This window comes from Pseudomonas sp. BB438, from assembly GCF_057180225.1.
The window spans coordinates 3691717-3713883 of the sequence record NZ_CM170001.1; the positions used below are offsets into that span (position 1 = coordinate 3691717).

The 22167-nt window shown below is 66.0% G+C and carries 19 protein-coding genes and 1 riboswitch; of the genes, 14 read left to right on the forward strand and 5 right to left on the reverse strand.

From position 1 onward, the window contains the following. The first annotated feature begins 192 nt into the window (after positions 1 to 192). A riboswitch (guanidine-I (ykkC/yxkD leader) is annotated at positions 193 to 297 on the forward strand. A 44-nt stretch (positions 298 to 341) separates the two neighbouring features. From AC1ZV1_RS16920 to AC1ZV1_RS16985, 14 genes are all read left to right on the forward strand, one after another. Beyond that, positions 342 to 1349 (forward strand): ABC transporter substrate-binding protein, encoded by a 1008-nt coding sequence (locus tag AC1ZV1_RS16920; protein ID WP_484292718.1) that lies wholly within the window; start codon positions 342 to 344, stop codon positions 1347 to 1349. Positions 1350 to 1402: 53 nt separating this feature from the next. Then, positions 1403 to 2425 carry a fatty acid desaturase family protein gene (locus tag AC1ZV1_RS16925; RefSeq protein ID WP_484292719.1) on the forward strand — a complete coding sequence of 341 codons (1023 nt, stop codon included), beginning with the start codon at positions 1403 to 1405 and terminating at the stop codon, positions 2423 to 2425. A 2-nt stretch (positions 2426 to 2427) separates the two neighbouring features. Next, positions 2428 to 3201, forward strand: a complete 774-nt coding sequence (locus AC1ZV1_RS16930) for an SDR family NAD(P)-dependent oxidoreductase (RefSeq protein ID WP_484292720.1) — start codon at positions 2428 to 2430, stop codon at positions 3199 to 3201. After that, positions 3201 to 3950, forward strand: a complete 750-nt coding sequence (locus AC1ZV1_RS16935; protein WP_484292721.1) for an SDR family NAD(P)-dependent oxidoreductase — start codon at positions 3201 to 3203, stop codon at positions 3948 to 3950. Before AC1ZV1_RS16930 ends, AC1ZV1_RS16935 begins: the two co-directional genes overlap by 1 nt. Next, positions 3950 to 4825 carry a DMT family transporter gene (locus AC1ZV1_RS16940; protein WP_484292722.1) on the forward strand — a complete coding sequence of 292 codons (876 nt, stop codon included), beginning with the start codon at positions 3950 to 3952 and terminating at the stop codon, positions 4823 to 4825. The genes AC1ZV1_RS16935 and AC1ZV1_RS16940 overlap by 1 nt, the downstream gene beginning before the upstream one ends. Further along, complete coding sequence (locus tag AC1ZV1_RS16945) at positions 4822 to 5586, forward strand: creatininase (protein WP_484292723.1); 765 nt, start codon at positions 4822 to 4824, stop codon at positions 5584 to 5586. The genes AC1ZV1_RS16940 and AC1ZV1_RS16945 overlap by 4 nt, the downstream gene beginning before the upstream one ends. Before the next feature lie 23 nt (positions 5587 to 5609). After that, the gene (locus AC1ZV1_RS16950; protein ID WP_484297582.1) at positions 5610 to 6221 is read left to right on the forward strand and encodes a cysteine hydrolase family protein; all 612 of its coding nucleotides are present in this window, start codon (positions 5610 to 5612) and stop codon (positions 6219 to 6221) included. Continuing rightward, positions 6209 to 6976 carry a hypothetical protein gene (locus AC1ZV1_RS16955; protein ID WP_484292724.1) on the forward strand — a complete coding sequence of 256 codons (768 nt, stop codon included), beginning with the start codon at positions 6209 to 6211 and terminating at the stop codon, positions 6974 to 6976. The genes AC1ZV1_RS16950 and AC1ZV1_RS16955 overlap by 13 nt, the downstream gene beginning before the upstream one ends. Further along, on the forward strand, positions 6973 to 7803 hold the full coding sequence (locus tag AC1ZV1_RS16960; protein ID WP_484292725.1) for an ABC transporter permease: 831 nt from the start codon (positions 6973 to 6975) through the stop codon (positions 7801 to 7803). The genes AC1ZV1_RS16955 and AC1ZV1_RS16960 overlap by 4 nt, the downstream gene beginning before the upstream one ends. Positions 7804 to 7808: 5 nt before the next feature. Continuing rightward, complete coding sequence (locus AC1ZV1_RS16965) at positions 7809 to 8654, forward strand: ABC transporter ATP-binding protein (RefSeq protein ID WP_484292726.1); 846 nt, start codon at positions 7809 to 7811, stop codon at positions 8652 to 8654. Positions 8655 to 9051: 397 nt separating this feature from the next. Beyond that, positions 9052 to 9591: a PAAR domain-containing protein gene (locus AC1ZV1_RS16970; RefSeq protein ID WP_259755167.1), complete on the forward strand. Its 540-nt coding sequence runs from the start codon at positions 9052 to 9054 to the stop codon at positions 9589 to 9591. Next, positions 9588 to 9977, forward strand: coding sequence for a hypothetical protein (locus tag AC1ZV1_RS16975; protein ID WP_484292727.1), 390 nt, complete (start codon positions 9588 to 9590; stop codon positions 9975 to 9977). The genes AC1ZV1_RS16970 and AC1ZV1_RS16975 overlap by 4 nt, the downstream gene beginning before the upstream one ends. Then, the gene (locus AC1ZV1_RS16980; RefSeq protein WP_484292728.1) at positions 9974 to 10291 is read left to right on the forward strand and encodes a VRR-NUC domain-containing protein; all 318 of its coding nucleotides are present in this window, start codon (positions 9974 to 9976) and stop codon (positions 10289 to 10291) included. The genes AC1ZV1_RS16975 and AC1ZV1_RS16980 overlap by 4 nt, the downstream gene beginning before the upstream one ends. A 17-nt stretch (positions 10292 to 10308) precedes the next feature. After that, a complete protein-coding gene (locus AC1ZV1_RS16985; RefSeq protein WP_484292729.1) occupies positions 10309 to 11415 on the forward strand; it encodes a DUF3396 domain-containing protein in 1107 nt (368 codons plus the stop codon). A gap of 200 nt (positions 11416 to 11615) precedes the next feature. Here AC1ZV1_RS16985 and putA read toward each other — a convergent pair whose 3' ends face one another. The 5 genes from putA to AC1ZV1_RS17010 form a co-directional block, all read right to left on the reverse strand. Further along, positions 11616 to 15554 carry a trifunctional transcriptional regulator/proline dehydrogenase/L-glutamate gamma-semialdehyde dehydrogenase gene (gene putA / locus AC1ZV1_RS16990; RefSeq protein WP_484292730.1) on the reverse strand — a complete coding sequence of 1313 codons (3939 nt, stop codon included), beginning with the start codon at positions 15552 to 15554 and terminating at the stop codon, positions 11616 to 11618. Between the two features lie 391 nt (positions 15555 to 15945). After that, a complete protein-coding gene (locus tag AC1ZV1_RS16995; protein ID WP_484292731.1) occupies positions 15946 to 17130 on the reverse strand; it encodes a hybrid sensor histidine kinase/response regulator in 1185 nt (394 codons plus the stop codon). Further along, a complete protein-coding gene (locus tag AC1ZV1_RS17000; RefSeq protein WP_484292732.1) occupies positions 17120 to 17719 on the reverse strand; it encodes a chemotaxis protein CheB in 600 nt (199 codons plus the stop codon). Before AC1ZV1_RS17000 ends, AC1ZV1_RS16995 begins: the two co-directional genes overlap by 11 nt. Beyond that, positions 17716 to 18534, reverse strand: coding sequence for a CheR family methyltransferase (locus tag AC1ZV1_RS17005; protein WP_484292733.1), 819 nt, complete (start codon positions 18532 to 18534; stop codon positions 17716 to 17718). The genes AC1ZV1_RS17000 and AC1ZV1_RS17005 overlap by 4 nt, the downstream gene beginning before the upstream one ends. A 1-nt stretch (position 18535) precedes the next feature. Continuing rightward, positions 18536 to 22012: a response regulator gene (locus AC1ZV1_RS17010; RefSeq protein WP_484292734.1), complete on the reverse strand. Its 3477-nt coding sequence runs from the start codon at positions 22010 to 22012 to the stop codon at positions 18536 to 18538. Between the last annotated feature and the right edge of the window lie 155 nt (positions 22013 to 22167).

The window sequence follows — 22167 nt, forward strand, 5'->3', positions numbered from 1 at the left end:
GGTGCCGGCGGGCTCGTGGCCGACACCTGCTCTGAACCGGGGATTTCAGCTAAGCGATTGAAATCCCCGGTGGTTTTTCGGTTTCAGAAAAGCTGGCATTTCAATTGCTCTGTCCTGATCAACGGGATGCATCACCCACGGCAAGGTAGCCACCGGGTGGGCGAACGCTGCAAGGCACACACTGGAGTTGCACCACAGGCGAACTAGGGTTCCGGTCCTTCGCGAGAAGGACGTCTGGTCCGAGAGTTTTCCGGCCCTAGGGACAGGGCTACACGGCGGGAGAAAAGCCCGGGAGACGTGATGTCATCCCGTGCCGATTTCCAACCGTTAGGAGCAATGCCATGACCATGCCGCTTTCCCTGCGTTCCCTGCGCAAGACCCTGCTCGGTGCCTGTCTGCTTGCTGCCGCCGGGGTCGTGCCACTGACGCTCCAGGCCGCCGAGAAACTCAAGATCGGCACAGTCGTCTGGGCCGGCTACGCGCCCTTCTACGTCGCCGACAAGCTCGATCTCTACAAGCCCCACGGCCTGAAGGTCGAACTGCAGTTCTTCAACGACCCGGCGCTGATCCCCACCGCCATGACCGGCGGCGCTCTCGACGGCGGCATGCTCACCTACGACCAGGTGGTCGGCGGTGTCGCCAAGGGGCAGCCCTATCGCGTTGTCATGCCCATCGACTTCTCCAACGGCGGCGACGCCATCGTCGCCGACAAGTCGATCACGTCGGTCACCGACTTCAAGGGCAAGAAGATCGGCTTCAATCCGCTCTCACCGTCCGACTTCCTGCTCGCCTACGCGCTGAAGAGCCACGGTCTGAGCGACAAGGACATCAACCCGGTGAACATGACGCCCGAGGGCATTCCCGGCGCCATGGCCTCCGGCAGCCTGCCGGTGGGCGTGACCTACGAGCCCAACGTCTCGCAGATCCTCGGCATGCCCGGCGACAAGTTCCACGTCGTCTATTCGTCCAAGGACGCGCCGGGCCTGATCACCGACGTGCTGGTGTTCAACCAGGAGGTCATCGGCAAGCGCCAGAAGGCGATCACCGCGATGATCCAGGGGTACGTCGACGGCCTGGCCTACATGAAGGCGCACCCGGACGAGTCCGCCGAGATCATCGGCAAGGTGCTCGGCGTCAGCGCCGCCGAGGCCAAGGAACAGATGGCCGGCGTCTATAACATCCCGCTGGCGGAGATGAACAGGAACTTCGAGAAGTCCGACGCCACCAGCTCCTTCTTCGGCAGCGGCGCGGTGATCGCCCAGTTGCTCAAGGACAACAGCCAGATCCCGGCGATCCCCGACTTCGCCCAGACCTTCGACGCCCAGTTCGTCCAGGCCCTCGCCCAGTAAGGCACCCACCCGACGCTCTCGCCGGGACGGCGGGAGCGCTCACGGAGGTATCCATGTCCGCGTCCCTGTACCGCTACGCCGATGGCCGACTGCCCAACAGCCTGGCCCTGGCCTATGCCTTCGGTGGCTATGCCGCCGGCTTCGCCCTGCTGTTCGCCGATCACTGGGCGCTCAATGCCCTCGGCACCCTGCTGCTGGGCCACGCGATGATCGTCGCGGCCTACCTGATCCACGAATTCGCCCACGGCACCATCTTCGCCAAGCCGGCGCACAACACCTGGGCCGGGGAGGCCTGCAGCTGGCTGTGCGGCAGTTGCTACGCCGGTTTCCAGGATCTGCGCCGCAAGCACATGCGCCATCATGTCGACCGCGCCGACGTGATCACCTTCGACACCAAGGCCTTCCTCGCCCGCAGCCCACGCTGGGTGCGCGGCCTGGTGCTGGCCGCCGAATGGGCCTACGTGCCGGCGGTGGAGCTGATCATGCATTACTACGTGATCCTCCTGCCCTTCATCACCGACAACCCGCGCCACCGCGCCAACCGCCGCCGCGTGGCGCTGACCCTGCTGGTACGCGGCGCGCTGTTCGCGCTGGTTGCCGCGGTCTCGCTCAAGGCCCTGCTGCTCTACTTCGTCGCCTGGACGCTGATGATCATCGTGCTGCGCTTCACCGATGCCTACCAGCACACCTACGACGCCTTCGCGGTACTGGAGGACGGCGGCAAGATTCCCGACGACAAGTCCCGCGACCGCACCTACGAGCAGATGAACACCTACTCCAACGTGGTCTCGGTGCGCTGGCCGGTGCTCGACCTGCTGCTGCTCAACTTCGCCTACCACAACGCCCACCACGAGAAACCGGTGGCGCCCTGGTACCGCCTGCGCGCGCTGCACCACGAACTGTACGGCGACGGCTATGCCCAGGTGCTGCCGATGCACCTGCTGTTCAAGGGCTTCCACCAGCACCGCCTGCGTCGCGTGGTGGACGACCACTACGGCGAGGTCGCGCCTGCGGGCAAGGACCGCGCTGACGGCTTCTACGGCGCCGTGGGCGTCTCCTTCCTGACGGCGGTCTGACCATGATCGACTACCGGGGCAAGTGCGTCCTCATCAGCGGCGCCGCCAGCGGCATCGGCAAGGGCCTGGCGCGGGCGTTCGCAGAGCAGGGTGCGACGCTGGAGCTGATCGACCGTAACGCCGAGTCACTACAAGGTGTGGCGGGAGAGCTGAGCGGACTGTGCGACCTGCGCACAGCCACTCTCGACCTGGGTGACAGCGACGCCATCGCCGCCTTTGTCGACAGCCGCCAGGGCGCTGCGCTCGACGTGCTGATCAACAATGCCGGCGTCGAGTACGCCACGCCGCTGGAGGGCGGCAACACCGAGGCCGACCAGCGCTGGCAGGCGCTGCTGGACAATAACGTCGCCTCGATGCTGCGCCTGACCCGCGCCCTGCTGCCGCACCTCCACGCCGGCAGCTGCGTGATCAACCAGGCCTCGATCTGGGGCCTGAAAGGCGTGCCGGGCTTCTCCGCCTATGTCGCCAGCAAGCACGCCGTGATCGGCCTGACCCGCTCGCTGGCGTGGGAGCTGGGACCCAGGCGCATCCGCGTCAACGCCGTGTGCCCCGGCTGGATCGCCACCGACGCCGCCATGCGCTCGCTGCGGGTGATGGCCGAGGCCAACGGCCGCAGTGAGGACGACGAGCTGGCACGGATCCTCGCCGCCCAGGCCGTGCCGGAACTGCTCACGCCGGCTGATCTCGCCGGCACCTTCCTGTTCCTCGGCAGCCCGCTGGCCGCGGCCATTACCGGCCAGGCGCTGTCGGTCAGTCACGGCGAGGTGATGCACTGATGAAACCGCTCGCAGGTCAGACCGCCCTGGTTACCGGCGCCACCCAGGGCATCGGCCGGGCCATCGCCCTGGCGTTGGCCGAGGCCGGCGCCCAGGTCTGGATCAACCACCTCGACCAGCCGGAAGCAGCCACGGCGCTGGTCGCACGCATCGCCGCCTCGGGTGGCCACGCCTATGCTGTGCAGGCCGACGTCGCGGTGCCGGCACAGGTCGCCGAGATGTTCGCGCGCGTGCTCGCCGAGGGTGAACTGGACATCCTGGTGAACAACGCCGGGATCGTCCTCGAGAAACCCTTCCTGGACACCAGCGAAGACGATTGGGCGACCCTGCTCGGCGTCGACCTGCACGCCGTCTACCGCTGCTGCCGCCACGCCCTGACGCACATGCAGGCGCGCGGGAGCGGCAGCATCGTCAACATCGCCTCGGAGCTGGGCCAACTTGGCCGTGAGCGCTATGCCGCGTACTGCGCCGCCAAGGCCGGGGTGATCGGCCTGACCAAGGCGCTGGCGCGGGAGTTCGCCCCGCACATCCGCATCAACGGTGTGGCGCCAGGCCCGGTGGAGACGCCAATGGTCTCGGTGGAACACATGAGCGAAGAAATGATCGCCCGTGAAACCGCGATCCCCGCCGGGCGTCTCGGCCAGCCGGAGGAGATCGCCGCGGCGGTGCTATTCCTTGTCTCGCCCGGCGCGAGCTTCTTCCACGGCCAAGTGCTCGGTGCCAATGGCGGCGCCTGGATGGGCGCCTGATGCGCGCGGAAATCGTCCTGCTGCTGGGCGCTGCCATCTGGGGCCTGGGCTGGATGCCCCTGGCGCACTTCGCCGGCCAGGGTCTGGCCGGCATGCCGCTGGTGCTCTGTACCTACGGGCTGCTCTGCGCGCTGGCCGTGCCGCTGGTGTTGAGCCAGCGCCGGCAGTGGTGGTCGCAGCGCAGCGCCCTGCTGGCTATCGGCCTGTTTGGTGGCTGGGCGACGGCCGGGCTGGTGGCGGCGTTGTCGGAAGGCGACGTGGTGCGTGCCATGCTGCTGTTCTACCTGGCGCCGGTCTGGGGCCTGCTGGGAGGGCGGTTACTGTTCGGCGAACGCCTGACCCCTTCGAGGCTCGGCGCCCTGGCGCTGGCCATGCTCGGCATTGCCCTGACCCTGGGCATCAGCCACGACACCTTCCGCCCGCTGACCGCCAGCGACTGGCTGGCGCTCTCCGCCGGCTTCGCCTTCGCCCTCAACAACCTCGCCACCCGCGCTGCCGAGCAGGTACCGCTGGCGAGCAAGGCCGTGGTCGGTTTCATCGGCAGTGCCGCGCTGGGCGGCCTGTTCTGCCTGCTGCAAGGCACGCCCCTGCCCGCTGTCGACGCTCACCAATGGCTGCAACTAGCTGGCTTCGGCCTCTTCTGGCTGGCCGCCATGGGCGCTGCGCAATACGGCTTCAGCCACGTCGAGGCGAGTCGCGCCGCCGTGCTGGTGGTGATCGAACTGCTGGTCGCGGTGCTCACCGCCGCCTGGTTCGGCGACCGCGAACTGGGCGTGCGCGAATGGCTCGGCGGCTCCCTGGTTCTGGCGGCGGCGCTGATCGCCGCCCGCCCTTCTCCTGACCTTTCCCCCACTCTCTGCGAGGCCGAATCATGACTGTCCGCATGGACCAGCTCAGCTGGGTCGAATACGCGCGCCGGGTGCGCGAGCAATCTCCCGTGGTCTTCCTGCCCTGCGGCGCCACCGAGCAGCACGGCCCGCACCTGCCGCTGGGTACCGACGCCCTGCTGGCCAGTGCGCTATGCGAAGACGTGGCCCGCCACGTCGACGGCCTGGTCGCGCCCGCCCTCTCCTACGGCTACAAGTCGCAGCCCAAGTGCGGCGGCGGCCAGCACTTCTGCGGCACCACCAGCCTCGACGGGCAGACCCTGATCGCCCTGGTTCGCGACGCCGTACGCGAGTTCGCCCGCCATGGCGTCACCCGCCTGGTGCTGGTGGACGGGCACTACGAGAACCAGTGGTTCGTCACCGAGGGCATCCAACTCGCGCTGCGCGAACTGGGACCTTCCAGCCCGCTGGAAGTGATGCGCCTGGAGCACTGGGACTTCTGCAGCGAAACCACGCTGAACGACGTGTTCCCCGACGGTTTCCCCGGCTTCGCCCTGGAGCACGCGGCAGTGATCGAAACCTCGCTGATGCTGCACTACCTGCCCAGCCTGGTACGCCTGGACCTGATCCCCGACGACGGCCCGGCCGACTTCCCGCCCTACGACATGTACCCCAGCCGCACCGAGTGGGTGCCGCCCTCGGGCGTGCTGTCGTCGGCGCGCGGCTCCAGCGCCGACAAGGGCCTGCGCATGGCGAAGGACATCGTAAACGGCATCGCCGGCGCGGTACGCAAGGAGTTCGGGCTGTGAGCGTCGCCCTGATCGTCATCGACATGCAGCGCGACTTCTGCGCTCCCGGCGGCTACGCCGACCAGGCCGGGCTGGAGATCGACCGTCTGCGCGCACCGATCCCGGCCATCTCACGCCTGCTCGACAGTGCCCGCGCCCAGGGGATGCTGGTGGTGCATACCCGCGAAGGGCACCGCCCCGACCTCAGCGACCTGCACGAGAGCAAGCGCCGCCGCGCCGAACAGGCCGGCGCGCCCATCGGCGCACACGGCCCGCTGGGACGCCTGCTGGTACGCGGCGAGCATGGCCACGACCTGATCGACGAGCTGCGCCCGCTGGCCGGCGAGCCGGTGATCGACAAGCCCGGCTACAGTGCCTTCGCCTACACCGACCTGGACCTGCTGTTGCGCCGCCGCGGCATCAGCCACCTGGTGATCTGTGGCGTGACCACTGAAGTGTGCGTGTCTTCCACCTTGCGCGCCGCAGTGGAGCTGGGCTACGTCTGTACTCTGGTGAGCGATGCCTGCGGCTCGCCGTGCGCCGAGCTGCACGCCGCCGCCCTGGCCATGGTCGAGGTGGAAGGCGGACTGTTCGGCCGCGTGCTGGACAGCCGCTCCGTGCTCGTCGAGTGGGAGGAAAACGCATGCCTGGCCTGAACATCCCCGCGGTGCCGCCCGCCTACCTGGGCGTCTGGCAACGCACCCTGCTGACCACCACCGCAGGCACCCACGACACCAGCACCCGCGTCTACTGGCTGCAGACCGAGCGCCTGTTCGCCGACCTGCGCATTCCGCTGCCGGCACCCGAAACGCCCGAGGAACTGGCAGCGCAGGCCGGATTCGCCGGCCACACCGAGATCACCGGCGATATCTGCCAGTGGCATCGCGCCATCGACCTCCAGCCGCCCAATGGCGGCGAGGACATCGGCCACATGCACTTCGTGAACAGCGAGAAGGTGCTGGAAGATGGGCTGGATGGCAGCTACCACGAAGTCTGGGAGCGCCTGCCCGAGTCCATCGGCCGCAATCGTGGCACGTGGCTGAGCGCCGCCGACGGCCGCCAGGGCTGCCTGCTGCTGGCCGGCGACTGCTTCCTCTTCGCCGCCGGGCGTCGCCTGCCGCTGCCGCACGCGCCATCGCTTGCCGCGCTGTTCGAGCGCGACCATCCCGAACTGCTGGATTTCGAGCTGAGTTTCGGCCGCCATCAAGGTGGCGTAGCGCCCTGGCGCATCGAACTGAGCACCCTGCCAGCGCGCATCGGCTCCCGCCTGCTGCCTGCCGACGCCGATCCCGACCACCCCGCGTTGCTGAGTGACGCCCACTGGCTCAACAGCCTGGGTGCCACGCCGCCCACCGGCGGCTGGCAACCCTGCGCGCAGCCCTTGTTTTTCGATGAAGAGGTGACGCCATGACCGCCCACCAGCCCCTGCCCCGCCCCGTCGCGCCGCCCGCCCGCCAGCGCTGGTGGGTGATCCGCGGCGAGCTGCCGCGCAGCGCCGTCTGGTCCCTGGCCGCCGCCGGCCTGCTGCTGCCGCTGCTGCTCTGGTGGGCCTACAGCGCCGCCGGGCTGGCCAACCCGATGTTCTTTCCCGGCCCGGATGCCGTGCTCACGCGCGTCGGCCACTGGTGGAGCGACGAAGGCCTGCTCGGCGATATCGCCATCAGCGTCTACCGGGTCATGGCCGGCTTCCTCGCCTCGGCGGTGATCGCCCTGCCGCTGGGCCTGTACATCGGCACCTACCGCCCGGTGCAGGCGTTCCTCGAACCGCTCACCGATTTCATCCGCTACATGCCGGCGGTGGCCTTCATCCCGCTGGTGATGCTCTGGGTCGGCATCGACGAAGGTTCCAAGGTGCTGATCATCTTCATCGGCACCTTCTTCCAGATGGTGCTGATGGTCGCCGAGGACGTGCGCCGCGTGCCCATGGCGCAGATCGAGGCGGCGCAGACCATGGGCGCCAACCGCGCCGAAATCATCCGCCTGGTGGTGCTGCCTTCGGCGCGCCCGGCACTGCTGGACACCCTGCGCATCACCTGCGGCTGGGCCTGGACCTACCTGGTGGTGGCCGAGCTGGTCGCCGCCAACTCCGGCCTGGGCTACGCCATCCTGCGGGCCCAGCGCTACATGCAGACCGACAAGATCTTCGCCGGCATCCTGCTGATCGGCGTCATCGGCCTGCTCACCGACCAGGCATTCCGCTGGCTCGGCCGGATCGCCTTCCCCTGGATGAAGAGGTAAGCCTGATGAGCCAGAACAAGATCGCCATTCGCCACGTCGACAAGCTCTTCAGCAGCCAGGGCCGGCACGTACAGGCCCTGCAGGATGTGAATCTGGACATCTGCGCCAACGAATTCGTCACCTTCGTCGGCGCCTCGGGCTGCGGCAAGTCCACCCTGCTGCGCAGCATCGGCGGACTGGAGCGCCACAGCGGCGGCGAGATCCTCGTCGACGGCCGCGCGGTGGACGGCCCCGGCATCGACCGCGCCATGGTGTTCCAGCACTACAGTCTCTACCCCTGGCTGCGGGTGATGGAGAACATCAAGTTCTGCCGCCGGCTCAAGGTGGTGTCGGACACCGTGCGCGGCGATGCCGACGTGGAAGTCGCCGGCGGCCGCGCCGATGCGCTGCTCAACCTGATGGGCCTGTCGGCCTTCGCCCAGGCCTACCCCAGCCAGCTTTCCGGCGGCATGCAGCAGCGGGTGGCGATCGCTCGCGCGCTGATGCCCAAGCCGCAGATCCTGCTGATGGACGAGCCCTTCGGCGCACTGGACGCGCAGACCCGCGAAGTGATGCACGACCTGATCCGCCACGTGCACCGCCTGGAGAACAGCACCATCCTGTTCGTCACCCACGACGTCGACGAAGCGATTTACCTGGGCGGCCGCGTGGTGCTGATGGCACCGCGCCCTGGCCGCATCGACAGCGTCTACGAAGTACCGCTGCCGGCCGAGCGCAACCAGGACATGAAGATGGCGCCGGAATTCATCGCCCTGAAGAAGGAAATCCTCGCGCGCATCCGCGAGACCTCGGGCATGAGTACCGACCTGGAGTTGCTGGAGCAGTTGACCCGCACGGCGGCACCGGTCTGAACAGCGAAAGGGGAAGCGGCGGAGCGGGTAGCTCCGCCATAAACCGCTCTCGGGTCTTGTGGACAGCCAGTCCTATCCGGCATCAAGCGGTTCGCGAGCAAGCTTGCTCCTACAGACAAGGTGCTTGAGGACCTGAATGTCCGCCCCTGAAAGTCATGCAAGTCGCCCGGTTCCGACTTCGAACCTCACCATTTCCCCTCTGCCCGGCAGCCTTCGCCGCAAAGCAGGACTGAACCTTCCCCTTCCTCGCCCCTGCGCTCTCACGCCAATCCTCGACTGATAGCTTCCAGCCTCCCGGCATGCCCGCAAGGCATGCGCACCTCGCTACCGGTGAGGCACCTCCTGTCCTCGTACCGGTAGCAGCCAGTGGTAATGAACCCAGCTCGAGGAACACGCGATGAGAGCACTGGCCTGTCTGGGCGACCAGACGACCTACGGCAAGATCATTTCCGCCACCAGCACCTGGCTGGAAGGCAACAAGCCCATTGCCCAAAAGGGCGACCTGGCCTGGTGCGGCAAATGCAATGGTGCCTTCCCCATCATCGGCACCGCCGATGACTGGTTTGAAGCCCAGCCCTACGTCGCCACGGGCGATCAGGTGGCCTGCAGTTGCCCGAACCACGTCGTGTACGGCTCCGCCACCCAGTACACCACCACCCAGGCGCAGATTCAGGAGCAGTACGCCGCCGCCCATCAGGCCGCCGACGCCCTCATTGCCGCACGTACCACGGCGCGCCCACAGGGCCCGTACTCAGGGCGCTTCCAGCTGATCGACCAGAAAACCGGCAAGCCCATCGCCGGGCGCAAGGTCAAGGTCTGGACCGACGACGGCTGGAGCGCCATCGAAACCACCGACGCAGAGGGCCAGACCGCCTGGGTCGATCGCGACACCCCGCAGCCCATCTACCTCGACCTCGTTTATGGAGACGAAGCATGAGCGATCAGCCAAGCCTCGGTCAGGGCAACCTGGAGTCGGGCGGGGTGAAAACTCCCATCCGAACCGGCCAACCCGAACTCGACCCGCAGGACAAAAAGGTGCTCTGCTCCGCCGTCTGCTATTGCAGCAGCACCCCCAATATCAGCCAGGACGGCAGGAACCTCAAACAAGCCTGCGTGGCCCAGCGGCTGGGGGAGTTGGATGAGATCCTTCAAAAGCGCAGCCCCTACAAACCCGAAGTCAGCTACGACATGACCAAGAACCCACCACAACCCATACTGGACAGTCAGACCGGCAGCAGCCCCCATGGCTGGATACCGGGGTGGATCAGGAAGTACTGGGATGAAGACCCGGAGCATCCGCCGTTCAAGCCAGGAAAGGGATGATTCGCCGCCCCGATGTAGTCATTGTCAAGGACCCGACCAAGCCGCCGACACGGGACAATATCAAGCAGGTCGTGGAGATGAAGTTTCCGCCAGATCCAGCCAGCAATGAGCAGAAGGATGCTTACGCAGAAATTACTCAGGATGATCAGAAAGTCGTTGTACTGAAAGCCACTGAATGTGATTGCAATCAACAGGAGCAGGAGACGAAGATTTCAACCAAGGAGCTTGGTTGGGCCGCGACAGTGGCAGGAGCAATTATGTTCATCATTACCCGTGGCAAAAGTCGCATCCCTCAGACCATTCCAGCCTATTGAACTCCGAGGAGCACACCATGAAAAATCCATTTGATCTAGCTGCAGAGTTAACTAAACAACCTCATCTGGTAGAAATGCCCGGCAACCTGCTGATGAAAGGTGGACGAGAAGACTACGTCGGAGCCGTACTTTGTCTGCGAGGCACCCTCTATTTCAGAGATGCTCATACACAGCTCGTACGTGAAGCCTTGTGTCAGTGTTTCGATGAATTTAATAAGTTTTCAGAACCCCACCTAACTTGGTTATGGCGTGAAGAACCTCCTCAAGGAGATCCATTAGAACAATACTCCAAGGCCAACTCCCTGCGCGACATGATTTCTCAGATGGATGAAGATGACCACTTAAGCTTTTACTATATCAACGGAAAACAATCCTGTGACGCCGGCGCTTGGCTCTTCGAGATTTATGGCAAGCGTGCGTGGCAAGCTAACATGGGGAACAGCCTTAGTGTATTAGAGTTTTCCGTTCCTCTTTTGTACCAAGAGCAACACCCACTGAGCTTTCTGCAGTTGTTCTTCGAGTTTTCTCGACGGCTAAAGCCAGAACAAGGATATGCCGGCCATGCCTTCAATCTTTCTGTTAACAAACGGGATGATAACGAGCCAACCGAAGCCTTCATGGCTGACCGCATGTTAGGTCTGGATGTAGGCACTGCTGCACTACTGGCTAATCGACCCCAGTTCAAATTCCCCAAAATAAAAACCGTCAGTTGGCTGACCCTGCTCGATCAGGAGCGCCTCAATCTGGCTGGCGGCCTGGACGCCCTGCGCAGCCAATTGCCCCCCAGCCACTTCGCTTTCTACGACTACGGCGGCGGCGTGATCATCCAATCAGGCGCCTATCCCTATCTCGCTGGCGACACCGAAGACCCCAAGCCCGCGCCCTATGTGCTGCTGAACCATCTGCTCAAAGGCATTCGCTACGAAACCGTCGGCTCGCTGCATGGCGGCTCCCACGATGGTGAATACCGCCTGGTCGGCTGGTCCGCCGATCAGTGGCTCAAGCGGTTGGACGTGCAAGACTTCGAGATTCCGGATTATCAGCACAAACTCCTGGCTAATGAGCCGCCCCTGACAGCGGAAAACTGCCTGATGAAGGAGCGAATCCAGGGCGAACGAGGGTAGGTGGAGCTTTAAAAAGCGGCGGAGCGGATAGCCCCGCCGTTGTGCCGGGCATGGCGCCCGAAACGGAGTGCGCCAGAAAGCGCGAGGGAGACGGCCTGCCGGGAGCGGGTAGCTCCACCCGGGGGCTGGCGGGCCGGTGGCCGCGGTGGCGGCCTTGAAGCTGGCCGGGAGCGCCCGGTAAGGCGCTCCCGGCACGGTCGTCAGCCGATGGTCATCAGGCTGGCGTTACCGCCGGCTGCGGCGGTGTTGACGCTCAGGGCACGTTCGATCAGCAGGCGCTCCAGCGGGATGTCGGTTTCCCCACGGTTCAGCCCGGTGACGCCGACGATGGCGCCCTTGCGCTGGCTGGCCTGCTCGCAGACCGCACGCAGCTGGTCGGAGTCACCGTGGTGCAGGATGGCGTCGAAGACCTTGTCGGTCGCAGTCCAGTCGGCCACCAGTTCGATACGCTGGGCAACCTCCTTCGGCAGCTCCTTGACCACGGCAGCGCTCGACTCGGCCACCAGCGGACGGCTGCCGACGCTGAGCACGGCGGCCAGCTGGGCCAGCAGGTCGGCGCGATCTTCCGCCAGGCACAGCACATGCTCACGCGGCAGCAGGGTGTAGGTATTGCGCTCGCCGGTCGGGCCGGTGAGCACCTGCTGGGTGAAGCTCTGTGCCAGTTCGCCGTAGCCACCGAGCAGGCTCGCCAGGGCGGCGTCCTTCTGCCCTGCCCATTTAGCCAGGGCGTCCACGGCCTGCTGGGCATCCTTCGGACGCGGCAGCGCCTGGGCGCCGTCGCCCTTGAGCTGGTTGGCCACCGCATCCTGCGGACGGGTCGACAGCAGGCGGTACAGGTACAGCGGGCCGCCGGCCTTCGGGCCGGTGCCGGACAGGCCTTCACCACCGAAGGGCTGCACACCGACGACGGCGCCGACCACGTTGCGGTTCACGTAGAGGTTGCCGACATGGGCGGTGCCCACGACCTGGGCGATGGTCTCGTCGATACGGGTGTGCACGCCCAGGGTCAGGCCGTAGCCGGATTCGTTGATCTGCGCGAGCAACTGGTCGAGATCCGCGCGCTGGTAGCGCACCACGTGCAGCACCGGGCCGAAGATTTCGCGCTTGAGCTCGCTGAAGCTGTCCAGCTCGATCAGCGTCGGCACAACGAAGGTGCCGCGCTTGATTTCCTCGGCGTCCACGCGAGCGCTCTGGAACACCTTGCGGCCTTTGTCGCGCATCGTCTGGATGTGCTTGTCGATGTTGCCCTTGGCTTCCTCGTCGATCACCGGACCGATGTCGGTGTGCAGGCGCTCCGGCGCACCGACGCGATACTCGGCCATGGCGCCCTTGAGCATCTGCACCACGCGGTCGGCGGCGTCTTCCTGCACGCACAGCACGCGAAGCGCGGAGCAGCGCTGGCCGGCGCTGTCGAACGCGGAGTTCACCACGTCCACCACCACCTGCTCGGCCAGCGCCGAGGAGTCGACGATCATCGCGTTGAGGCCGCCGGTTTCGGCGATCAGCGGGATGGTGCGGCCCTGGGCATCGAGGCGGCCGGCGATGTTGCGCTGGAGGATGCCGGCCACTTCGGTGGAGCCGGTGAACATCACGCCGCGCACGCGCTCGTCTCCGACAAGACGGGCACCGACGGTTTCACCACGGCCCGGCAGGAGTTGCACGGCGCCAGCGGGTACGCCGGCTTCCAGCAGGATGCGCACGGCTTGCGCGGCGATCAGCGGAGTCTGCTCGGCGGGTTTGGCCAGCACGGTGTTGCCCGCGGCCAGGGCCGCGGCGACCTGGCCGCTGAAGATCGCCAGCGGGAAGTTCCACGGGCTGATGCAGACCACCGGGCCCAGCGGGCGGTGGCTGTCGTTGGCGAAGTGGGTGCTGGCCTGGACGCCGTAGTAGCGCAGGAAGTCCACCGCCTCGCGTACTTCGGCGATGGCGTTGGCGAAGGTCTTGCCCGACTCGCGCACCAGCACGCCCATCAGCGACTGGATCTCGGCTTCCATCAGGTCGGCGGCGCGCTGCAGGATGGCGCCGCGCTCGGCCGGCTGGGTGGACTGCCAGATCTGCGCGCTGGACAACGCGCCGAGGATGGCATTGTTCACGTCGGCCTCGCTGGCTTCACGCACATGGCCCACCACGTCGCGGAGGTCGGCCGGGTTGCGCACCGGCTGCGGCTCGCCCGGAGCCGCATCGGCCAGGCCCAGCATCGGCTCGGCGACGTAGACGGTGTTGGTGCTCGACAGCAGCGCCGAGGACAGCGAACCCAGGCGGTGCTCGTTGGCCAGGTCGATGCCGGCGGAGTTCAGCCGGGATTCGCCATAGAGGTCGCGTGGCAGCGGGATGCGCGGGTGCGGCAGGCCCAGGATGCCCTCTTGCGCGGCCATCTGCTCGACCTGCAGCACCGGGTCCAGTACCAGGTCCTGGAGGGAGATGCTGTGGTCGGCGATGCGGTTGACGAAGGAGGTGTTGGCGCCGTTTTCCAGCAGGCGGCGAACGAGGTACGCCAGCAGGGTTTCGTGGCTGCCGACCGGCGCGTAGATACGGCACGGACGGTTGAACTTGCCGTCGGCGACCTTGCCCACCACCTGCTCGTACAGCGGCTCGCCCATGCCGTGCAGACACTGGAACTCGTACTGGCCGGGGTAGTAGTTCTGCCCGGCCAGCTGGTAGATGGCCGACAGCGAGTGGGCGTTGTGGGTGGCGAACTGCGGGTAGATGGATTCCGGCACCGCCAGCAGCTTGCGCGCGCAGGCCAGGTACGACACGTCGGTGTACGGCTTGCGGGTGTAGACCGGATAGCCTTCCAGGCCGTTGACCTGGGCCAGCTTGATCTCGCTGTCCCAGTAGGCGCCCTTCACCAGCCGGATCATCAGGCGATGGCGGCTGCGCTTGGCCAGGTCGATGACGTAGTCGATCACGTACGGGCAGCGCTTCTGGTAGGCCTGAATGACGAAGCCGATACCGTTCCAGCCGGCCAGCGACGGTTCGAAGCACAGGCGCTCCAGCAGGTCGAGGGAGATCTCCAGGCGGTCGGCTTCCTCGGCATCGATGTTGATGCCGATGTCGTAGTCACGGGCCATCTTCACCAGACCGAGCACGGTCGGGTACAGCTCGTCCATCACGCGGTCGTACTGGGCGCGGCTGTAGCGCGGGTGCAGGGCGGAGAGCTTGATCGAGATGCCCGGGCCTTCGTAGATGCCACGGCCGTGGGAGGCCTTGCCGATGGCGTGGATGGCCTGTTCGTAGGACGCCAGGTAGCGCTTGGCATCTTCATCGGTCAGCGCGGCTTCGCCGAGCATGTCGTAGGAGTAGCGGAAACCACGGGACTCCATGTTCGCCGCATTGGCCAGGGCCTCGGCGATGGTTTCGCCGGTGACGAACTGCTCGCCCATCAGGCGCATGGCCATGTCCACGCCCTTGCGGATCAGCGGCTCGCCGGACTTGCCGATGATGCGGTTGAGCGACGAGGACATGCCGGCTTCGGTGTGGGTCGCCACCAGCTTGCCGGTGATCAGCAGGCCCCAGGAGGCCGCGTTGACGAACATCGATGGGCTCTGGCCCAGGTGCTGACTCCAGTTGCCGTTGCTGATCTTGTCGCGGATCAGCGCGTCACGGGTGGCCTTGTCCGGGATGCGCAGCAGCGCTTCGGCCAGGCACATCAGTGCCACGCCTTCCTGGGACGACAGCGAGAACTCCTGCAGCAGGCCCTGCACCAGGCCCTGGCGGCCGCCGGCGTTCTTCTGGTTGCGCAGCTTCTCGGCGATGCCCAGCGCCATCTTGCTGGCGGCGCCGGCCTGCTCCTTCGGCAGGCGGGCCAGGTCCAGCAGCATTGGCAGCGCTTCGGTTTCCGGGCGGCGGTAGGCGGCGGTGATGGCCGCACGCAGCACGGACTGCGGCAGGATGCTTTCGGCGAAATCGAGGAAGACCTGCAGCCCTTGTTCGTTCAGCGCGTCCAACGACTCTTCGCCCGCCGCCGCAGCCAGGCCGGATTGCTCGGCCGGGGTCAGACCGCCTTCCACCTGCTCCAGGTAGGAGAAGATGGCCTGCTTGATCAGCCAGTGCGGGGTACGGTCGAGTTGCTGGGCAGCCAGCTTGAGGCGCTCGCGGGTGGCGTCGTCGAGCTTCACGCCAAGGGTGGTGGTGGCCATGGGGCTTCCTGTTGTTAGAAGGTGTGCCTGAAAATCGGCGCAAGGTTATACCGCCGAATCGCAAGGTGCAACCAGGTGCAACCCAACAAGAACAAGCCTTTGGTCGTACGCGCAGAACCGGTGCAACCGGTGACATTTCCCACACCAGGCGCTACCAAACGGAGCACGGCCAAGGGCTCGCCCGGCTGCAATCCGCAATGGAAGGCCGGACGGCAGGAGCAAAGCAGTGTTCGTGCCAGAGCTGGAAAAGGTGCAACCCGAGCGTGAAATGCTCAATCGAGCGTGGGGCGGACTGCCGCCACGATTGTCTTATCGCCCCGATGCCGGGCGGGACGCAGGGCGGACGGATCGCGGACAGAGTCCCCTGCCACGCCCCGCTGAACATCGGGGCTCACTCCAGCGGCAGGTAGACGCTGAATGCCGCGCCCTGTCCCGGCTCGCTGCGCACCTCGATACGCCCGCCATGGGCCTGGACGATCTGCTCGGAGATGTACAGCCCCAACCCCAGGCCGGCGACGCGCGCGGCGCCGGCGCCGCGTTCGAATTGCTGGAAGATGCGCCGTTGCTCGTCGGCACTGATGCCCTCGCCGTGGTCACGCACACAGACTTGCGCCTGACCTCCCTGCACCGTAACAGTCACCTCCACCGGCTGGCCCGGGCCATAGCGCAAGGCATTGCTGACCAGATTGCTGATCACCTGTTCCAGGCGATAGGCATCCCACACGCCTTCCACCACCTCGGGCGACGCCAGGCTCAGCTCGCAGCCGGCCGCCTGGGCCTGCACGGCGAAATTGCCCAATACACGGCGGGTGATGTCGGCGAGATCGGCCGGTTCGGGGCGGATCGACAGCTTGCCGGTACGAATGCGCGACACGTCGAGCATGTCCTCGATCAGGCGGTTCAACCCGGCAAGCTGGCGTTCGTCGCGCTCGAACAGGACACCCAGGCGCTCCTGGGCGAAGTGCTCCAGCTTGCCCCTGGACAAGTACAGCCGGCGCAGCTGCGTATCCAGCATCAGGCCGTTGAGCGGCGTACGCAGTTCGTGGGAGACGATGGACATGAAGTCGTCGCGCATTTTCACGGCACGCTGCAGTTCGACCTGGGTCTCGCGCAGCTCCGCCAGCAGGGCATCCTGCTCGGTGCGCGCCTGCTCCAGCGCTTCCAGCTGCCGCGCCAGCACCTTGCGCTGCCGATAGAGGTCGACGAAGACGTTCACCTTGCTGCGCACGGCATGGTTGTCCAGCGGCTTGTAGAGGAAGTCCACCGCGCCGCTCTCGTAGCCCTTGAACGCATAGTTCAACTCGCGTCCGGCGGCGGTAACGAAGACGATGGGGATGTTCTTGGTGCGCTCGGTACCGCGCATGAGTTCGGCGAGGGCAAAGCCGTCCATGCCCGGCATCTGCACGTCCAGCAGCGCCAGGGCGAATTCGTGCTCCAGCAGCAGCGACAGTGCTTCGTCCGCCGAGGAGGCCTTGAACACCTCGCGGCCCTCGCCCTTGATCAACGCCTCCAGCGCCAGCAGGTTCTCCGGCAGGTCGTCGACGATCAGCAGTTTGCTTCCCTGGTTACGCAACATGATGGGTGCCCATTCGGCTCAGGAGCGCGTGGATCTCGCGCAGGGGAAGAATATGGTCCGGGGCGCGCAGCGCAATGGCCGCCTCCGGCATGGTGGACACGGCGGCTTCGGCCGGGTCCTGGACGATGGTGAGTCCGCCTTCGCGGCCGATGTGCGCCAACCCTTCGGCACCGTCCTGATTGGCCCCGGTCAGGAGGACGCCGGCCAGGCACTCGCGGTAGGCATCGGACGCCGAGTCGAAGAGGATGTCGATGGACGGCCGGGAGAAATTCCGCGGCGCCTCGCGACTCAGGGCGAAGGTGCGATCCTGCTCGATCGACAGGTGGTAGCCAGCGGCGGCGAAGTACAGCGTGCCCGCCTCCACCGGCGCCTTGTCGCGGGCTTCGCACACAGGGATAGTCAGGCGCCGGGCGAACAGGTCCACCAACTGACTCTCATGGTTTTCCGGCAGGTGCAGCACGGCCACCAGGGGCAATGCGAAGTCCGCCGGCAGTCCGCCGAACAGCCGGAACAGCGCGTCCACGCCCCCCGCAGAGGCGCCGATGACCACGGCCTGGACCTCTCGCTGAACATCCCGTTGCGCATTCATCGCTTGCGGAACACCCGTTCGCGGCGATTCACCACCTCGAATTCCGAGGCGAAATCGGTGAAGTCCAGGCTTTCCTTGCTGCCCAGGCCGAGGAAACCCCGGTGGCACAGCGACTCGTGGAACAGGCCGATGGCGCGGTTCTGCAACTGGCGATTGAAGTAGATCAGCACGTTGCGGCAGGAAATCAGGTGCGTCTCGGAGAACACGCTGTCGGTGGCCAGGCTGTGGTCGGCGAAGGTCACGTTGGCGCGCAGCATCTTGTCGAACAGCGCCCCGTCGTAGGCCGCCGTGTAATAGTCCGAGAGCGAGCCCTTGCCGCCGGCAGCGCGGTAGTTATCGCTGGCCTGGGCCAGGTCGTCCACCGCATAGATGCCGCGTCGGGCCTGCTCCAGCGAGCGCGGGTTGATATCGGTCGCGTAGATCAGCGTGCGCTCCAGCAAGCCTTCCTCGTGCAGGAGAATGGCCAGCGAATGCACCTCCTCGCCGGTACTGCAACCGGCGACCCACAGGCGCAGCGACGGGTAGGTACGCAGCACCGGCACCACCTCCTGGCGCAGCGCCAGGAAGTAGCCGGGGTCGCGGAACAGCTCGCTCACCGAAATCGTGAGGTACTGCAGCAGCTCGTGGAAGGCGTGCGGGTCGTGCAGGATGCGCTCCTGCAGCGCCGAGATGCTGCGGCACTCGAACAGCTTGGTGGCGTGCAGCACGCGACGCTTCAACGACGTACCGGAGTAATCGCGGAAGTCGTAGCTGTACTTCAGGTAGATCGCCTCGATCAGGAGGCGCAGCTCGATGTCCTGGCTGCGATCAGGCATGTCAGATGCGCTCCAGCTTCGGCAACCAGACCCGGATCAGCGAAAACAGGCGGTCGAGATCGATGGGCTTGGCCAGGTAGTCGTTGGCGCCGGCGCGCAGGCACAGCTCGTGGTCGTCCTTCATCGCCTTGGCGGTTACCGCGAGGATCGGCAGCTTCTTCCAGCGCGCATCCTGGCGGATCAGGCGGGTCGCTTCGTAGCCATCCATCTCCGGCATCATCACGTCCATCAGCACCAGGTCGATATCGCCGACTTCACCGAGCTTCTCGATGGCCTCGCGGCCGTTGCGCGCCACTTCCACGCGTGCGCCCTTGTGCTCCAGGGCGCTGGTGAGGGCGAAGATGTTGCGCACGTCGTCGTCCACCAGCAGGATGCGCCGCTCCTCGAAGGCCCGGTCGCGGTTGCGCGAGGTGCGCAGCATGCGCTGGCGTTCGCTGGAGAGCTGCGACTCGACCTTGTGCAGGAACAGCGTCACCTCGTCCAGCAGGCGCTCCGGCGAGCGCGCTCCCTTGATGATGATCGAGCGCGAGTACTTGAGCAGCTCGGCTTCCTCGTCGCGGGTGAGGTTGCGCCCGGTGTAGACGATCACCGGCGGGAAGGAACAGATGTCCTCCTCGCCCATGCGCCGCAGCAATTCGTTGCCCTGCATGTCCGGCAGCTTGAGGTCGATGATCATGCAGTCGTAGATATTCCGGCGCAGCAGCTCCAGGGCCTGCTCGCCCTGCTCTACCGCAGTGATCTCGATATCGTCGTCGCCGATCAGGCGCGAGACGCTGTCACGCTGCAGCGGGTCGTCTTCGACCAGCAGGATGCGCTTGACCTCCTGGGTCAGCTTGGCCTCCAGCTTGCCGAACACCTCGCGCAGCTGCTCGCGGGTGGTGGGTTTCAGCGCATAACCGATGGCGCCCAGGTGCAGGGCCGCTTCGCTGCGGTCCTCCACGGACACCACATGCACCGGCACATGGCGGGTGCGCGGGTTGGCCTTGAGGCGCTGCAGCACGGCGAGGCCGGATTCATCGGGCAGGTGCATGTCCAGCAGGATGGCGTCCGGGCCGTGCTCGTCGGCCAGGCGCAGGCCTTCCTCGGCGCCCATGGCCACCAGACAGCGGTAACCCAGCTCGCGGGCCAGGTCATAGAGGATACGGGCGAACTTCGGCTCATCCTCCACCACCAGCACGCAGCGCTGGCCGATGTTGAGCTGATCCCGGTCATCGGCGAACGCTGCTGCGACGGGCGCACGCGCCACCGGTGGCGCGACGGGAGTTGGCGCAATCGCAACGATCGGCGCAGGCGCGCTGACCACCTCGCCTTCGGCCGGCGCCTCGTAGTTCAGCGGCAGCAGCAGGCTGAACACGCTGCCCTTGCCTGGCTGGCTGCTGACGATGATGCTGCCGCCCAGCAGGTGCGCGAGGTCACGGGAAATCGACAGGCCCAGGCCAGTGCCGCCGTAGCGGCGATTGGTGGCGCCATCGGCCTGCTGGAAGGCCTCGAAGATGCGCTGCAGCTGGTCCTCGGCGATGCCGATGCCGCTGTCGCGCACATCGAAACGCAGGCCCTCGGGCGCGGCGCTCACGCGCAGGGCGACCTCCCCGGCATCAGTGAACTTGAACGCGTTGGACAACAGGTTCTTGAGGATCTGCTCGACCCGCTGGCGGTCGCTGAACAGCAGCGCCGGGGCATCGTCGGCCACCTCGGCGACGAAACGCAGCCCCTTGTCGTCGGCCTGCGGGCGGAACAGCCCTTCCACCGCTTCCACCAGGCGGCGCACGCTGGCGTTCTCCGGGCGCACTTCCAGTTTGCCGGCCTCGACCTTGGAGATGTCGAGGATGTCGTTGATCAGGTTGAGCAGGTCGTTGCCGGCACCATAGATCGACTCGGCGAACTTCACCTGCTCGTCATCGAGATTGCCCTGCTCGTTGTCCGCCAGCAGGCGCGCGAGAATCAAGGAGCTGTTCAGCGGCGTGCGCAGCTCGTGGGACATGTTGGCGAGGAACTCGGACTTGTAGCGGCTGGCCCGTTGCAGCTCGTCGGCGCGCCCCTGCAGGTCCAGGCGCGCCTGGTTCAGTTCGGTGTTCTTGCCGTCGAGGTCGTCGCGCTGGGCGGCCAGCTCCTGGGTCTGCTCGGCGAGGCGTTCGTTGGTCTGCTCCAGCTCCGCCTGCTGGGCTTCCAGGTGCGCCTGGGATTCCTTGAGCACCCGCGATTGTTCTTCCAGCTCCTCGTTGGCGGTCTTCAGCTCTTCCTGCTGCACCTGCAGCTCTTCGTTGAGCTGCTGGGTCTCCGCCAGCAGGTCCTGCTGGCGCTGACGATACTGGGCGGCGGCGATGGCGCTGCCGAGGGTCTCGGCGACGTTCTGCAGGAAGGCCTGGTCGCGCTCTTCCAGCGGTCGCAGGAAGCCCAGCTCCAGCACACCGACCACACCACCGTCGTTGAGCAGCGGCAGCAGCGCCACGCTCACCGGCTGGCCGTTGCCCAGTGCTGAGTTCACTTTCAGGTAGTCCGGCGGCAAACCCTCCACCACACGCAGCTTGCGCTGGCGGGCCGCCTGGGCGATGAGGCTTTCATCCGGGGCGAAGTAGTCCTCGCCCTGGGCATCGGCGGCGAAGCCGAAGGTGCCGGACAGACACAGCCCACCGCGATCGTCGCGCACATAGAGTGCGCCCACCGGGGAGGCGACCAACTCGCCGAGGAAGTCCATCAGGCTGCGACCCAGGGCCGGCAGCGACTGCTTGCCGATCAGTTGCTCGCCCAGGCGACTCTGGCCATCACGCAGCCAGGCCTGGCGCGCCAACGTCTCGTTGTGCTGCACCTGGCGACGCAGGGACTCGGCATAGGACTCGGACAGGCTGACCAGTTGCCGGCGGCCGAAATATGCCAGCAGCGTGCCGACCACGATGCTGAACACCAGATAAAGGATGACCACGCCGGTGGAAAGACTGGAGGCGAACTGGTTGCGGTCATGGCGCAACTGCTGCTCGGTGTTGATCAGCGAGGCGTACTGGGCGCGGATCGCATCCATCATGCTCTTGCCGCGCCCGGCCTTGATCGCGTCAGAGGTGTCCTGACCCTGGCGGCGCTGCTCGATCATCTGCTGGGCGAATGTCATCCATTCGTCCTGCATCGAGGCCAGGCGCCCCACCCGCTCGACCTGCGGCGGGTTGTCCGCCACCAGTTCGGACAAGCTCTTGAGGCCCGCATTGATGCGCGGCCGGGCCTGCTCCAGCGGTTCGAGAAAGCGTGGATCTCCTGTGATCAGGAAGCCGCGCAGGCCACTTTCCTGATCCACGCTCAGGCGCTGCATCTCGTTGGCGCTGGAAATCACCCGGTCCGTGTGCTCGACCCAGCCGAGCACATCGAGCATGTAGAGGATCAAGCCGACGAACAGCACCGCGCCGAGCAGGCAGATGCCGAGCGGCAGCGCCATGTTGCGCGCGAGGATGCGGCGGAAGGCGCTTTCGTCGGCCATGGCTTTCTGGTTCATCTACGGGATTCCCTGATGGCATTTCTTCCCTGGATGCACTCGGCCGGTATGACGGAGGTTGCGACGGAAGCCAGGTAAGTATTTGAAGTTATTGTAAGAACGTTCTTAAAACAGCGGAAATGATAACGCTAAGCGTTGTAGGCTACACACCGACT